The organism is Flavobacterium salmonis (assembly GCF_903819435.1).
In the GTDB taxonomy this organism is placed as follows: Bacteria; Bacteroidota; Bacteroidia; order Flavobacteriales; family Flavobacteriaceae; genus Flavobacterium; species Flavobacterium chungangense.
Map to the genome: position 1 here is coordinate 80,423 of NZ_CAIJDP010000062.1, position 13,680 is coordinate 94,102.

The 13,680-nt window shown below is 33.9% G+C and carries 13 protein-coding genes; 9 read left to right on the forward strand and 4 right to left on the reverse strand.

From position 1 onward, the window contains the following. Nucleotides 1-336 precede the first annotated feature (336 nt). The 3 genes from FLACHUCJ7_RS07690 to FLACHUCJ7_RS07700 all read left to right on the forward strand — a co-directional run bounded on the left by FLACHUCJ7_RS07690 (nt 337) and on the right by FLACHUCJ7_RS07700 (nt 3,700). Complete coding sequence (locus FLACHUCJ7_RS07690) at nt 337-2,748, forward strand: glycoside hydrolase family 95 protein (protein WP_180908499.1); 2,412 nt, start codon at nt 337-339, stop codon at nt 2,746-2,748. 129 nt (nt 2,749-2,877) lie between these two features. Then, nucleotides 2,878-3,339 (forward strand): Panacea domain-containing protein, encoded by a 462-nt coding sequence (locus FLACHUCJ7_RS07695; protein WP_078229055.1) that lies wholly within the window; start codon nt 2,878-2,880, stop codon nt 3,337-3,339. A 1-nt stretch (nt 3,340) separates the two neighbouring features. Next, the gene (locus FLACHUCJ7_RS07700) at nt 3,341-3,700 is read left to right on the forward strand and encodes a hypothetical protein (RefSeq protein ID WP_031455056.1); all 360 of its coding nucleotides are present in this window, start codon (nt 3,341-3,343) and stop codon (nt 3,698-3,700) included. A 101-nt stretch (nt 3,701-3,801) separates the two neighbouring features. Here FLACHUCJ7_RS07700 and FLACHUCJ7_RS07705 read toward each other — a convergent pair whose 3' ends face one another. Then, nucleotides 3,802-4,332 carry a CvpA family protein gene (locus FLACHUCJ7_RS07705; RefSeq protein ID WP_078229056.1) on the reverse strand — a complete coding sequence of 177 codons (531 nt, stop codon included), beginning with the start codon at nt 4,330-4,332 and terminating at the stop codon, nt 3,802-3,804. Between the two features lie 164 nt (nt 4,333-4,496). On the opposite strand from FLACHUCJ7_RS07705, the gene FLACHUCJ7_RS07710 reads away from it, so the two are divergent. The 4 genes from FLACHUCJ7_RS07710 (at nt 4,497) to FLACHUCJ7_RS07725 (ending at nt 7,053) form a co-directional block, all read left to right on the forward strand. Further along, nucleotides 4,497-4,853, forward strand: a complete 357-nt coding sequence (locus FLACHUCJ7_RS07710) for a hypothetical protein (protein ID WP_031455058.1) — start codon at nt 4,497-4,499, stop codon at nt 4,851-4,853. Between the two features lie 46 nt (nt 4,854-4,899). Beyond that, on the forward strand, nt 4,900-5,427 hold the full coding sequence (locus tag FLACHUCJ7_RS07715) for a hypothetical protein (RefSeq protein ID WP_180908500.1): 528 nt from the start codon (nt 4,900-4,902) through the stop codon (nt 5,425-5,427). Nucleotides 5,428-5,550: 123 nt separating this feature from the next. Then, on the forward strand, nt 5,551-6,570 hold the full coding sequence (locus FLACHUCJ7_RS07720; protein WP_180908501.1) for a phenylalanine--tRNA ligase subunit alpha: 1,020 nt from the start codon (nt 5,551-5,553) through the stop codon (nt 6,568-6,570). A gap of 75 nt (nt 6,571-6,645) precedes the next feature. Beyond that, nucleotides 6,646-7,053: a hypothetical protein gene (locus FLACHUCJ7_RS07725; protein WP_078229058.1), complete on the forward strand. Its 408-nt coding sequence runs from the start codon at nt 6,646-6,648 to the stop codon at nt 7,051-7,053. Nucleotides 7,054-7,067: 14 nt separating this feature from the next. On the opposite strand, the gene FLACHUCJ7_RS07730 is transcribed toward FLACHUCJ7_RS07725, so the two are convergent. The 3 genes from FLACHUCJ7_RS07730 to FLACHUCJ7_RS07740 are packed head-to-tail and all read right to left on the reverse strand — an operon-like array spanning nt 7,068 to nt 9,209. Next, a complete protein-coding gene (locus tag FLACHUCJ7_RS07730) occupies nt 7,068-7,628 on the reverse strand; it encodes a hypothetical protein (RefSeq protein ID WP_180908502.1) in 561 nt (186 codons plus the stop codon). A 44-nt stretch (nt 7,629-7,672) separates the two neighbouring features. Beyond that, the gene (locus FLACHUCJ7_RS07735) at nt 7,673-8,242 is read right to left on the reverse strand and encodes a 5-formyltetrahydrofolate cyclo-ligase (RefSeq protein ID WP_180908503.1); all 570 of its coding nucleotides are present in this window, start codon (nt 8,240-8,242) and stop codon (nt 7,673-7,675) included. Then, a complete protein-coding gene (locus tag FLACHUCJ7_RS07740; RefSeq protein WP_031455064.1) occupies nt 8,229-9,209 on the reverse strand; it encodes a succinylglutamate desuccinylase/aspartoacylase family protein in 981 nt (326 codons plus the stop codon). The genes FLACHUCJ7_RS07735 and FLACHUCJ7_RS07740 overlap by 14 nt, the downstream gene beginning before the upstream one ends. A 134-nt stretch (nt 9,210-9,343) precedes the next feature. On the opposite strand from FLACHUCJ7_RS07740, the gene uvrC reads away from it, so the two are divergent. Continuing rightward, nucleotides 9,344-11,137, forward strand: a complete 1,794-nt coding sequence (gene uvrC / locus FLACHUCJ7_RS07745; protein ID WP_180908504.1) for an excinuclease ABC subunit UvrC — start codon at nt 9,344-9,346, stop codon at nt 11,135-11,137. A gap of 9 nt (nt 11,138-11,146) precedes the next feature. Continuing rightward, nucleotides 11,147-13,501 carry a patatin-like phospholipase family protein gene (locus tag FLACHUCJ7_RS07750; RefSeq protein ID WP_180908505.1) on the forward strand — a complete coding sequence of 785 codons (2,355 nt, stop codon included), beginning with the start codon at nt 11,147-11,149 and terminating at the stop codon, nt 13,499-13,501. Nucleotides 13,502-13,680: the final 179 nt, after the last annotated feature.

The following is a 13,680-nucleotide window of genomic DNA, read 5'->3' on the forward strand; positions in this document are numbered from 1 at the left end:
GTTATTAATTGATTGGTTTATAGTTTTAGCTAAATTAATTAGAACTAAAAGGTCTAAAGAGACCATGCAGATTTAGCTTATTCTTGTTTCTGACGATAAACAGTTAACGTGAAGGTTTGGTCACATAAATTAAAATGCGCCTGTCAGGATATATGCCCCAATTTATCCTTCATAATCATCATACTCTGCAGTCAGTTTTACTTTCCAATGAAAATTAATTATCAGTTGAAATATAAAATTCAGCAGGAATGATTAATATTGTAGGAACGGATTTTTATCCGTAAAAATGGTAATCATAATAGGTTCCATCGGAACGGCACATTTAAAATGGAATACATGAATTTAAACATCATAAAAAAAGCTTTTTTTATTGTACTTTTTACTTTTTTCTATGCAAAAATGACGGCCCAGTCGAGCCATGTTTTATGGTACAATCAGCCAGCCGAATTTTTTGAAGAAACACTGGTTTTAGGAAACGGAAAGATGGGGGCTACCGTTTTCGGCGGAGTCAGTTCAGACAAAATTTATCTAAATGACATTTCGCTTTGGTCGGGAGAACCAGTAAATAGGAATATGAATCCCGAGGCCTATAAAAATGTACCGGCTATTAGGGCAGCATTGAAGAATGAAGACTATAAGTTGGCGGATGAATTAAATAAAAAATTAGAAGGCTCTTATTCTCAGTCTTTTTCGCCACTTGGCACATTGCATATTTCGCATTTTAAAGAAGATACTAAAGCCACTAATTATTATAGGGAATTAGATATAAATAATGCGGTTTCCAAAATTAGTTATGAAATTGACAATGTAAAATATACTCGTGAGTATTTTGTTTCAGCCCCTGATCAAATCATGGTTATTAAGATAACATCTGGTAAAAAGAACAACCTGAATTTTTTAATAGATTTTGAAAGTTTATTGAAATTTAAAACGGATGCGAGTAAAAATCAATTAAAAATTAATGGTTATGCGCCGTATCATGCTGAGCCAAGTTATGTTAAAAGTGATAATCCCATTCTATTTGATGAAAATAGAGGGACTCGTTTTACAAGCTTAGTTCAAATTAAAAATACAGGTGGTACAATTATTACTGACGAGAATAAAATTGGAGTAAAAAATGCAACTGAAGCTTTGATTTTTGTTTCTATAGCTACAAGTTTTAATGGTTTTGATAAAAATCCTAGTACAGAAGGTTTAGATAATAAGGCAATTGCAGCAGAAAATATGTCGAAAGCTATTTCTAAATCGTATAAGTCATTAAAAGAAGCTCATATTTCAGATTACCAAAAATTATTTAAACGTGTGCGTTTAGACTTAGGAAAGACCACTGCCCCTAATTTGCCCACTGACGAGCGTTTATTGCGTTATTCAGATGGTGAAGAAGATAAAAATTTAGAGACTCTGTATTTTCAATACGGACGATATTTACTAATAAGTAGTTCTAGGACATTAGGTATCCCTGCTAATTTACAAGGTATATGGAATCCTTATATGCGTCCGCCCTGGAGTAGTAATTATACCACAAATATCAATGTTGAAGAGAATTACTGGCTAGCTGAAAACACAAATCTTTCTGAGCTACACCAGCCTCTTTTGAGTTTTATAAAAAACATTTCTGAAACCGGTAAAATAACAGCAAAAACATTTTATGGAGTGGATGGCTGGGCGGTGGCTCATAATTCTGATATCTGGGCGATGAGTAATCCTGTTGGAAATTTTGGTGGCGGAGATCCTAACTGGGCTTGCTGGAATATGGGAGGTGCCTGGTTGAGTACACATATTTGGGAACATTATATGTTTTCTCAGGATTTAAATTATCTTAAAAATCAAGGTTATGATTTAATGCGTGGAGCAGCACAATTTTGTTTAGAATGGTTAGTTGAAGATAAAAATGGTTATTTAGTTACTTCTCCGTCTACTTCTCCCGAAAACCTGTACATTACCCCGAGCGGTTATGTGGGTGCTACTTTGTATGGCGGTGCTGCTGATTTAGCCATGATTAGACAGTGTTTCTCTAATGCAATTGAAGCTTCTAAAGTTTTAAAAACAGATGCAGAATTTAGAATAAAACTTGAAAAGGCACTTTCAAAATTATATCCTTACCAAATTGGTAAAGCCGGAAATTTACAAGAATGGTATTTTGACTGGAAAGATCAGGAACCGAAACACCGTCATCAATCTCATTTATTTGGATTGTTTCCGGGGAATCATATTTCGCCTTTAACAACACCTGAGTTAGCCAATGCTGCCAGAACAACTTTAGAAATAAAAGGTGATGAAACCACAGGTTGGTCAAAAGGATGGCGTATTAATCTATGGGCCAGGCTTCTTGACGGAAACAGAGCTTATAAAATGTATCGTGAATTACTTCGTTACGTTGATCCTGATGGGAAGAAAACAGAAAATCCGAGGAGAGGTGGAGGAACATATCCTAATTTGTTTGATGCCCATCCGCCATTTCAGATTGATGGGAATTTTGGAGGTGCCGCAGCAGTAGCCGAAATGCTGGTTCAGTCTGATGAAAACGAAATCCGATTACTTCCTGCTCTTCCAGATGTCTGGGAAACCGGTTCTGTAAAAGGGCTTTGCGCGCGGGGAGGATTCGAAATTGAAATGGAATGGAGTAATAAAACAGTAAGTAAAATTTCAGTTTCTTCTAAAAATGGAGGAAAAACAACTTTAATCAGTGGAGATAAAAAACAAAATATCACATTAAAAAAAGGACAGAAATTAGAGATAAACTGGTAAGAATAATAGAGGTAGCTAATTAACTGCCTCTATTTTTTTTAATAACTATTCTGATTAGCAAAACAATACAACCCATAATTGTAAAGCAATCTAATTTTAGCTAACTTTGATAAATAATATTCTATAATTATGTCTTATAACCCAACAACAGTCGCTAATTATTTCATAGATAAATATTCCAAAACAGGGAATCTTACTCCTATGAAAATAATCAAGCTTACTTATATTGCCTATGGCTGGTATTTGGCCCTGACAGATAAAAAAGAAAGGCTAATTGATGAAAACCCGATTGCCTGGGATTTTGGGCCGGTTTTCCCTTCATTGTATTATAGTATCAAACAGTATAAGAAAGAAAAAATTACTGAAAAAATTCCGAATGCTACTAAAAACGAAAAAATCAGAAGTGAAGATGAAAAGTTTTTAGATAAAATCTGGGACGTTTATGGAAGATTTGATGGAATATATTTGAGTGCTCTGACCCATATTGAAGGGACACCATGGCAAAAAGTATATCGTAAGGATTCTAATGCGGTTATTTCTGATGATGATATTTTTGAGCATTACAATAATTTAAAACCAATTTCTACTTAAGATGTCTTTACTCAATTTAAGCAATATTTCTATTGAAAATACTGCTGCAGTCAGACCTGTTGATATTGATAATGCCCGCATTCAAAACCAAATTCTGGAAGATAGACTGGGAAATGCAAAAGTGGGAAGGTTTTTAGAAGATACAATGCTAAGAAGATATCTTACTTATATTTTTTCGTTCATTATTTTTCTGTGGCTTGCAGCTGTTATCTCCATTTTATATTTCAATCACAATCTGTTGGAACTGAATCTTTCAGAAAATGTACTGATAACTTTACTGACTACTTCATCAGTGAATGTCATTGGAATGATGTTGATTATTCTGAAAAATTTATTTCCTCAGGCGCCTAATCAGGGTTAATAAAAGTAAGGATTAATGATGTGTCAGGCTGAGCGGAGTCGAAGCTCATTAATATTTAAAAAGCCTTGACTCCGTACAGGATGATAATGGTATTTATAGCACTATTCTTTTTCTGCAGACTTTTCAGCATTCGCTTTTTTCAATTTTTCATATCCTTTTTCAATCGAAGGATATACAAAAGCCGCTATTTTTTTAATCGGATTATAAAAAATATAATGGTCTAAAGTTTGTTTTTTGGCAAAAGTCTGGTTGAAGTTTATTTTTTCAAACAGTGAAATAAAAATACTTACGATCAAAACGGTTTTCAAAACTCTGAAAAAGCCTCCACCCAATTTGTTAATCCATCCCAAATAAGCAAAATCAGCTATTCCGGTTAAAATTTTGGCTAAGAAATAAACGCCTATTACCACTAAAATAAAAGTCAGGATAAAAGCTGTAACCTGAACCGTGTTCGGATTCCATGAAACATATTTTACAATAATGTTTTTTAGAAAAGAAGAGAATTTAATGGCTATATAAATTCCTAAAAGTAAAGAAATAAAAGAAGCAACTTCTACAAAAAGACCATTTTTGATGCCCTTGTATAAACTGAAGGCCAAAAGTGCCCCTAAAAGCATATCGAAAAAACTCATAATTAACGTTATTTTAATGAGACGCAAATATAAAAGAATTTATCAGGGATGTGTTCTCAAATTTCAACTCCGTATCTTTGCAGCAATAATTTTAGAGTTTAAAACAGAATCAGATTTGAAACAATCTGAAATATGCAGTCTAAAATCACAAATCACAAATCATAATGTCCAGAGATACACAACTAAAAGAGCGCTGGGAAAAGCTCGTTAATATATTATCTAATCAGTTTTCGCAGGGAGAAGACTTAGATTTGGACGCCATAATTTACCTTATTGGAGTTCAGGAGCTGGGAAAAGTACACCGCGAATTCAAAAAAGATGAAAAACTGAACCTGATGCACATCGCCATTTGTCGATTATTAGAACCTTACGGGTTTTATGAATTCGAATATTTTGATGACGAAGGCTGGCCACATTACAAAGTAAAAGAAGAACTGCCACCATTAAAAGCAGGTGAACAATCCGTTTTGATGAAAGAAGCGATTGTAAATTATTTTTTGGAAAGAGAATTGATTGAGTAAAAATTGATTTCAAATTGCAATTTTGGATCAAATAAAAGACCTGAGAATGTGTAGATATGGAATAACCCAGTATAAGCCTCATTATGCCTGCTTTAACTGTCGGAAAACATTCAAAAGAAGATTCAGAAAGGATGTGAAAAATGGAGAAAGCTTTGTTTTTGAAGCCAAATGCCCGGACTGTAGAGGATTAATGGCAGATATGGGACTTGATTTTGAATCACCAAAAAAGGACGATTTAAAAAAATGGAAACATTTGGAAAGTCTTTATTCAGTAGGAATTACATTTCATTCCTGTGGATGCAGTGGACCGGGATATATTCCAAATTCAAAAGAAAAACTAATAGAGTATTTTGAAGAGTTAAAACAAACTTATTTTAAAAACATCGATTTTTGGCGTACAAGAGTAGAACCATCAACTAAAAGTGAAAAAGATCGGGACTCGACTAAAAACTGGATTGAATTAAGTAAAGTTTCGTCTAATTATAACAAAGAGTCAGTTAAAAATCAAGAGGGAATAGATTACTGGATAAAACGAATTAAGGAAATAGAAGGGAAAATTAGTGTGATAAAATAGTGAGAAAAGAGCAATTTTGCATTAAGATTGAAGATATTCTTAAGCTTTAGAAATACTTCTGACTTCTTACACCTAATATCTGACTTTTTTCCTTAAATTTGTACCCTCAATTGTAGAATGGAAATGATAGACAAGATAAAAGAACATATCGAGGAAGCTAAAGCCTTTAATGATAAAAATAAAGAATCTTTAGAGAAGTTCCGTGTTAAATATTTAGGAAGTAAAGGTTTGGTACGAGAGCTTTTTAATGAGTTCAGAAATATTCCGAATGACCAGAAAAAAGATTTTGGTCAAGTCATGAATACCTTAAAAGCGGTTGCTGAAGAAAGAGTAAAAGCGATTCAGGAAGAGCTTGAAAGTAAGGAAGAAGTAAAAGGTTTTTTTGGAGACTTAACGCGTTCGCCTGAGCCTGTAATTATTGGTTCGCGTCATCCTATTTCGATTGTTAAAAATCAAATTATAGATATTTTTGCCAACATTGGTTTCAACGTTTCCGAAGGTCCGGAAATCGAAGACGACTGGCATAATTTTACTGCACTGAACTTACCTGAATACCATCCGGCACGTGATATGCAGGATACCTTTTTCATTCAGACCAATCCTGATGTGCTGTTGCGTACGCATACATCATCTGTTCAGGTACGTTATATGGAAAATCACAAACCGCCAATCCGTACCATTTCTCCGGGACGTGTGTTTCGTAACGAAGCGATTTCGTCACGTTCGCATTGTATTTTCCATCAGGTAGAAGGTTTGTACATTGACAAAGATGTTTCTTTTGCCGATTTAAAACAGACCTTGCTTTATTTCACGAAAGAAATGTTCGGTAAATCTAAGATTCGTTTGCGTCCGTCATACTTTCCATTTACAGAACCAAGTGCCGAAATTGATATTTACTGGGGCTTAAAAACCGAAACGGATTACCGTATCACAAAAGGAACCGGCTGGCTGGAAATTGGAGGCTGCGGAATGGTAGATCCAAACGTTCTTAAAAACTGTGACATCAATCCTGATGAATTCAATGGTTTTGCTTTCGGAATGGGAGTAGAGCGTATTGCGATGCTGCTGTACCAAATTGGAGATATCCGTATGTTTTACGAAAATGATGTTCGTTTCTTAGAGCAATTCAAAGCAAATATATAATTAAGTCAAAAGTCAAAAGTCGAAAGTCTCAAAGTTTGGGACTTTCGACTTTTGACTTTATAACTTTTGACTAATATGAAAAAAGATATTACAATCCCCGAAGTAGAAAACGTATTCTTAGCCGCCGTTCAGGAATGGAGCGACGATTTTATGGAAAAAGTTTGGTACGCTTATCTGGTAAACGACAGCGACTTTAATTTAGACAGCGTGATGGTGGTTTCAAAAGCTTTTGGAACAATTGAAGGAGAAATGAAAAAAACGTCTATTTTACGTCATGCCTTTGTTGAGGTTCCTGCGGTTTCTGTAGTTAAAATCGAAATGGTTGAAAAAAGTCTTTTGGTTTTGAACAATGAATTTATGGTGACTTTCTTTATTGGGAACACTTTATACGATAAGAAATTCATTTTCAAATCGAACTTAATCAACGAAAACAATACCGAAGAAGTGCCGATTTTGTTTGTTGAAGGAATTATGGTGAAATAGATTAAAAACTGCTGTTAGCGGTAACGGTTGTTTTTTTCGTATTCTTTTTCTAGTTCATTCTGTTTGAACCAGAGTGGTATTCCAATAAGAGAGACAAATATTGAAGCCAAAAAAAGGAATATTCTTGTTCCAAAATTATCTAGTTCATTTATTTCGAATTTATACCGAATGTTATTATTGATTATTTCAAATGTCTTATCATTAGCTTTTTTTTCAATAATTGCATTTTTTACTATCTTATTTTTGTTTTTACTATTTATTAGATTTAAACGATATACTGAACCATCAATCAATTGAATAGCAAAATAAGTATTAAAACGAGTTTGTTTCATCGGAAGTATAATCGTATCAAAAATTATTTGTGGTTTAATTTTTGCCTTAATAAATTTTTCATTTTCTATATTATCTGATTTATAAGGGTCAGAATTTTTGGCAATGATTTGTCCAATTGTTACAACTATAATGATAGCAAAAATATAGTAGAATAATTTTTTTACACTTAACCTATTGTCATCTTTGTTTTTTAAAAACCTATAAAAATCAGTTGAATATTTGCTTGGTTCTGTGTTATACATTTTTTTCTATAAATAGCCGTTATGTGCAGGTTAGTTTCAAGTTTTCAAAACCTATAAACCTTCTCAGGCGTCACACAATAATTCAATTTTATATCCGATTCAAAAACATCATCAATCTGGACTACGGCTTCAAAAAAGGAAAGCCCAATTTTGATGGTTTCGGGTTTGCATTCAGCTAAAAATTTATCGTAAAACCCTTTTCCGTAGCCAATACGGTTTCCAAAAATATCGAAAGCTAAAAGCGGTACAAAAACGACATCAATAGTTTGAGAAGGAACCGGTAAGCCATTTACAGGTTCCGGAATATTGTATTGATTTTTCTTGATTTTGGTATTATCTGTCAGTAAAAAGTGCGACATGATTCGGGTTTCAAAATCACTTTTTGAAATTACGATTTCTTTGTCCTTTCCGGAAAGCAGATGCAGAATAAACTCGGTATTTACTTCTTTTTGTTCCTCTATTGGAAGAAAAACATGATAATACGTTTTGTCCCAAATAGATAAGGAGATCAATTGATTACTTATTTCAAGGCTTTTTTCTTCAATATTTTCCTCAGTAAGTTCTTTTCGGAGGTTTTTATAATGTAATCGCAGTTCTTTTTTAGTCGTCGGCATTTTCATCTACATTTTTAGAGATATGGTAAATAGCATCACCTTCATAAACAATTGGTGAATGATTGGCGTTAATGACAAAACCGTCATGTGGTGCTTTTACTTTTTGCTCGAATTTACCAAACGGATCAGTAATAATGGCTAAAATAGTTCCTTTAGTAACAAATTTACTGATCATATTATAATCGTGTAATAATCCTGACTGTTTTGCCCGTAACCAAACGGAATTTTTAATATAGATAGATGGGAAATCAGCTTTTTCAACTATGTTTTTTGGGTCGAGCATATTGAGATAATGAAGCAAACGTTTGACTCCTTTAACACCTTCATTAGCAATTGGATCATTGATGTCCAATGATTTTCCGCCTTCAAAAAGTAACATTTTGACATTGGCTTTTTCAGAAGTATTTCTAAAAGAACCATTAATGTTTTTAGAATACAATGTAAAAGGAGCATCAAAAACATCAGCCAAAAGCTTTAATTCGGGATTGTTTTCTGTAATTCTAATCTGAGGAGCGTTGAATCGACTTGCTCCTCCTGCATGAAAATCTACCGCATAATCAATAAGAGGCAATACCTGATTGGTGATATGAAAAGCAAACCGGCTGGCAAGAGAGCCTTTTTTGCTTCCGGGAAAAACACGGTTCAGGTCGCGACCATCGGGAAATTCCCTCGATTTATTTACAAATCCGTAAATATTGATAATCGGAATGCAGATAATAGTTCCTCTCGTTGGGCGATTGATTTTTTTACTGATGATTTGGCGGACAATTTCGACACCGTTTATTTCATCGCCATGAATTCCGGCCGAGAACAAAACTACGGGTCCGTCAATTTTAGAACGCCGAACTATAATCGGAATATTAAGTTTGGTTGTAGTGTGTAATCTGGCGATTTCTACATTTATCGTTTTGTTTTCTCCGGGCAAAATCGATTCGCCAAAAAGAACTATTGGGGCGTTGTTTTTCATGTCGAATTATAAAATCTAAATATAGAAATTATTCTTTTGATTTCGTAAATTTGAAAAGATTTCATTGTTAAGCTTTCCGATTTGAATCGGAATGATTTTTGACAATACTTTTTACATCTTCAGAAACAAATATAATGCAAATACCGTCTTTAGAACTTCAAATTCAAACCCTTCCGGACAACCCTGGAGTGTATCAATATTATGATAAAGAGGGAAAGATATTGTATGTTGGAAAAGCAAAAAACTTAAAGAAAAGGGTTTCTTCTTATTTTAATAAAATTCACGACACGAAGAAAACAAATGTACTGGTCAGGAAAATTGTAACTATCAAACATATCGTTGTTCCTACCGAAACAGATGCACTTTTATTAGAAAATAATCTGATCAAAACGTTACAGCCCCGTTATAATGTACTGCTTCGTGATGATAAAAGCTACCCTTGGATTTGTATTAAAAGAGAACCTTTTTCCAGAATATTTTTAACCCGAAGAATGATAAAAGACGGATCTGAATATTTTGGTCCGTACACGAATTTCAAAATGGTCTACACCATTCTGGATTTAATCAAAGAACTTTATCCGTTAAGGACTTGTAATTACGATTTGAGCGAATCAAATATCAATTCCGGTAAATTTAAAGTATGTCTGGAATATCATATTGGAAATTGCAAAGGGCCTTGTGAAGGAATAGAATCATTAGAAGATTATCAGAGACAAGTTGATGCAATCAGAGAAATTTTAAAAGGAAATTTCAAGGAAAGCATGAAGGATTTTAAGCGTTTAATGAACCAATATGCCCAGGATTTGCGTTTTGAGGAAGCACAGAAAATTAAGGAAAAAATAGAAATTCTGGAAAACTATCAATCGAGATCAACTATTGTAAATCCGAAAATTACCAACATCGATGTTTTTTCAATTGTATCTGACGAAAGTGCGGCTTATGTGAACTTTTTACAAATTTCTCATGGGTCGATTATTCGTTCGCATACCATGGAAATCAAGAAAAAACTGGACGAAACTGATGAAGAATTACTGGAACTGGCGATAATCGAACTTAGGGAGCGTTTTCAGTTATTATCAAAAGAAGTAATTGTTCCTTTTGATGTAGATTTAGGTGAAAATATAAAAGTTACCGTTCCGCAATTAGGCGACAAAAAACAAATTCTCGATTTGTCAGTCCGAAATGCCAAGTTTTATCGAATTGAACAATTAAAACAATTGCAAATTGTTGATCCGGACAGACATGTTAACCGTATCATGGCGCAAATGCAAAAAGATCTGCGTTTGCAGGCTGAACCCAGACATATAGAATGTTTTGATAACTCAAATATTCAGGGAACCAATCCAGTTGCAGCCTGTGTTGTTTTTAAAGACGGAAAGCCAAGCAAGAAAGATTACCGACATTTTAATGTAAAAACCGTCGTAGGACCTGATGATTTTGCTTCAATGACCGAGATTGTATATCGCCGTTACAAAAGATTGTTAGACGAAAACGAACCGCTTCCACAACTGATTATTATAGACGGTGGAAAAGGACAGTTATCCGCTGCACTTAAAAGTATAGACGAACTGGGATTGCGCGGTAAAATTGCTATTATCGGAATTGCGAAACGACTAGAAGAACTGTTTTATCCCGGTGATTCGATTCCGTTATATTTAGATAAAAAATCCGAAACATTAAAAGTAATCCAGCAATTACGAAACGAAGCACACCGGTTCGGGATCACTTTTCATCGTGACAAACGAAGCAAAGCAGCTCTCAATTCGTCTGTAGAAAGTATTCCGGGTATTGGCGAAAAAACAATGCTTGCGTTAATTCAACATTTCAAAAGTGTTAAAAGATTAAAATTGGCTACTGAAAAAGAAATATCTGATGTTGTGGGTGTATCAAAAGCCAAAAAAATTGTCGACTTTTACAAAACAAATTAGTATCTTTTTATGCGCCTAATCCAGTTATCCATTTCAAATACCCGGCCTAAAAGTTTTTTTTCTGCAGTAAAAAAAGGAGCTTCGGCGGTCGCTTTTTTTTTACAGGGAAAAATAGCTTTTTGTCTCTTCCGGTTTTCCATTCCTGTCTGGGGCAGAGCATTAGTGTTTTTAATACTTTTAGTACTTATTTCGCAAAAATCTTTTTCACAGGAAAAAAATACGGATAGTATAAAAAGACCAAAAATTGGTTTGGTTCTAAGTGGAGGCGGAGCAAAAGGCTTTGCTCATATTGGGGTATTAAAGGTGTTGGAACAAGCAGGAATAAAAATTGATTATATTGGTGGAACCAGTATGGGTGCTGTAATTGGAGGGCTTTATGCAACAGGATATAATGCAGAGCAAATTGATTCGATTTTTAAGAGAACCAATTTTGATGAACTAATTAATGATTATATTCCCAGAGGATCCAAAAATTTTTATGGCAAGAAAAACGACGAATTATATGCCATTGTTTTGCCTTTTAGCAATTTAAGAGTAGGTATTCCCGAAGCGCTTTCAAAGGGAATGTACAATTATAATTTATTGAGCAGTTTGACCAGAAATGTTCGTCATGTAAGGGATTTTAATCAATTGCCGATTCCTTTTTTATGTATAGGAACTAATATTGAAACTGGCGAAGAAGTTTTGCTGAACAAAGGTAATCTGGCTCAGGCCATGGTGGCCAGTGCCGCCTTCCCTTCATTATTTTCTCCTGTAGAGGTCGATGGAAAGTTATTGGTAGACGGGGGAGTTGTTAATAATTATCCTATTAAGGAAGTTCGTAATTTAGGTGCTGATATTATCATTGGAGTTGATGTACAGGATGATTTACTAAGCCGTAAAGGACTAAAAAACGCTACCCGTATCCTGGTTCAGATTACCAATCTGCAGTCTATCGAAAAAATGAAAGGAAAAAGGGCAGATACTGATATTTATATCAAACCGGATATTCGTGATTTTGGGGTTATTTCATTTGATCGAGGCGGAGAAATAATCAGAAGAGGAGAAGATGCCACATTTGAGGTTTATGAAAAAATTAAAACTTTGGCAGACGAACAACATTTTTATAAAAAACCCAAATTAAAAATAGCTTCGGATACTCTTGAAATAGAAAAAATAAACAATACAAAGCTAAGAGATTATACGAAAGAGTATATAACAAGTAAACTCCGTTTTAAACCATCCAGTACGATAACGTATGAAGATCTGCGCGTAGGAATAAATAATATAGATGCAACACACAATTTCAGCGCAATTTCCTATTCTCTTGAGCCAAACGGCAATAAAGATGATTTGAATCTTGTCCTGAAAGAAAATCCTACGCATACCTATCTAAAGCTGGGACTGCACTATGACGGACTTTACAAAAGTGCTGTTTTAGTAAATCTGACTCATAGGAAGACATTTTTAAAAAACGATAATACTTCACTAGACATTATTCTGGGAGATAATTTTAGGTACGATTTTAATTATTATGTCGAAAATGGTTTTAATATCAGTTTTGGCTTTAACTCCCGACTTAATCAGTTTAATCGAAATGTAACAGAGAGTATCAGCAATCAAACTGTAGGAAATTTAAGTAACAATCTAATTAATGTAGATTTTATAGATATCTCTAATCAGGCTTATTTTCAAACTATTTTTGTGCAAAAATTCCTTATGGGTGGGGGATTGGAATATAAGTTTCTAAAAATAAAATCGCCTACATTAGATACCAATTCAACAATTGATGAAAGTAATTATTTTAGTGTTTTTGGATATTTAAAATACGACTCTTTTGATAACAAAAGCTTTCCCAGATCAGGCTGGTATTTCTCGGGTGATGTTCAAACTTATTTAGCTTCATCCAATTATACACATCAGTTTAATCCTTTTTCTACTGCAAAAGCCGAAATCGGAATTGCAAGAACCATTTTTAACAGAGCTACAATAAAATTCCAGTCAGATGCAGGCTTTACATTTGGGGATGACAGCGTTCCGTTTTTTGATTATATATTGGGAGGATATGGCTACAGCAAGATAAATAACTTTAATTATTTTTATGGATATGATTTTCTGAGTATTTCCGGTAATAGCTATATAAAAGCAGGGATAACTTTTGATTATGAAATATTCAGAAAGAATCATCTTAATTTTTCTGCCAATTATGCCAATCTGGGTGACAATCTTTTTAGTACAGTAGACTGGATTGATATGCCTAAATATTCCGGTTATGCAGTGGGTTATGGTTTAGAAACCATTATTGGACCTATAGAAATAAAGTATTCATGGTCACCGGAAAACCCAAAAGGATATACTTGGTTTAATATTGGATTTTCGTTTTAATTTGTAATTTAAATCAATAAAAATTACGATATTTGTTGTAATGAAAACAAAATGGACAGGTTTATTAGAGTATCTTCAATTCCTTATCAAGAGAAATCCTGAGTAAAACGGCCGAATTGAGATAATTTGGATCATTCAAAAAATGATCAGATTATCTGTTCACACAATTCTAATTTTCG

Bases quoted from the DNA above. Each gene is read 5' to 3' on its own strand.
- FLACHUCJ7_RS07690 (WP_180908499.1), top strand. From the start codon at position 337: ATGAATTTAAACATCATAAAAAAAGCTTTTTTTATTGTACTTTTTACT.
- FLACHUCJ7_RS07695 (WP_078229055.1), top strand. From the start codon at position 2,878: ATGTCTTATAACCCAACAACAGTCGCTAATTATTTCATAGATAAATAT.
- FLACHUCJ7_RS07700 (WP_031455056.1), top strand. From the start codon at position 3,341: ATGTCTTTACTCAATTTAAGCAATATTTCTATTGAAAATACTGCTGCA.
- FLACHUCJ7_RS07705 (WP_078229056.1), bottom strand. From the start codon at position 4,332: ATGAGTTTTTTCGATATGCTTTTAGGGGCACTTTTGGCCTTCAGTTTA.
- FLACHUCJ7_RS07710 (WP_031455058.1), top strand. From the start codon at position 4,497: ATGTCCAGAGATACACAACTAAAAGAGCGCTGGGAAAAGCTCGTTAAT.
- FLACHUCJ7_RS07715 (WP_180908500.1), top strand. From the start codon at position 4,900: ATGTGTAGATATGGAATAACCCAGTATAAGCCTCATTATGCCTGCTTT.
- FLACHUCJ7_RS07720 (WP_180908501.1), top strand. From the start codon at position 5,551: ATGATAGACAAGATAAAAGAACATATCGAGGAAGCTAAAGCCTTTAAT.
- FLACHUCJ7_RS07725 (WP_078229058.1), top strand. From the start codon at position 6,646: ATGAAAAAAGATATTACAATCCCCGAAGTAGAAAACGTATTCTTAGCC.
- FLACHUCJ7_RS07730 (WP_180908502.1), bottom strand. From the start codon at position 7,628: ATGTATAACACAGAACCAAGCAAATATTCAACTGATTTTTATAGGTTT.
- FLACHUCJ7_RS07735 (WP_180908503.1), bottom strand. From the start codon at position 8,242: ATGCCGACGACTAAAAAAGAACTGCGATTACATTATAAAAACCTCCGA.
- FLACHUCJ7_RS07740 (WP_031455064.1), bottom strand. From the start codon at position 9,209: ATGAAAAACAACGCCCCAATAGTTCTTTTTGGCGAATCGATTTTGCCC.
- uvrC (WP_180908504.1), top strand. From the start codon at position 9,344: ATGCAAATACCGTCTTTAGAACTTCAAATTCAAACCCTTCCGGACAAC.
- FLACHUCJ7_RS07750 (WP_180908505.1), top strand. From the start codon at position 11,147: ATGCGCCTAATCCAGTTATCCATTTCAAATACCCGGCCTAAAAGTTTT.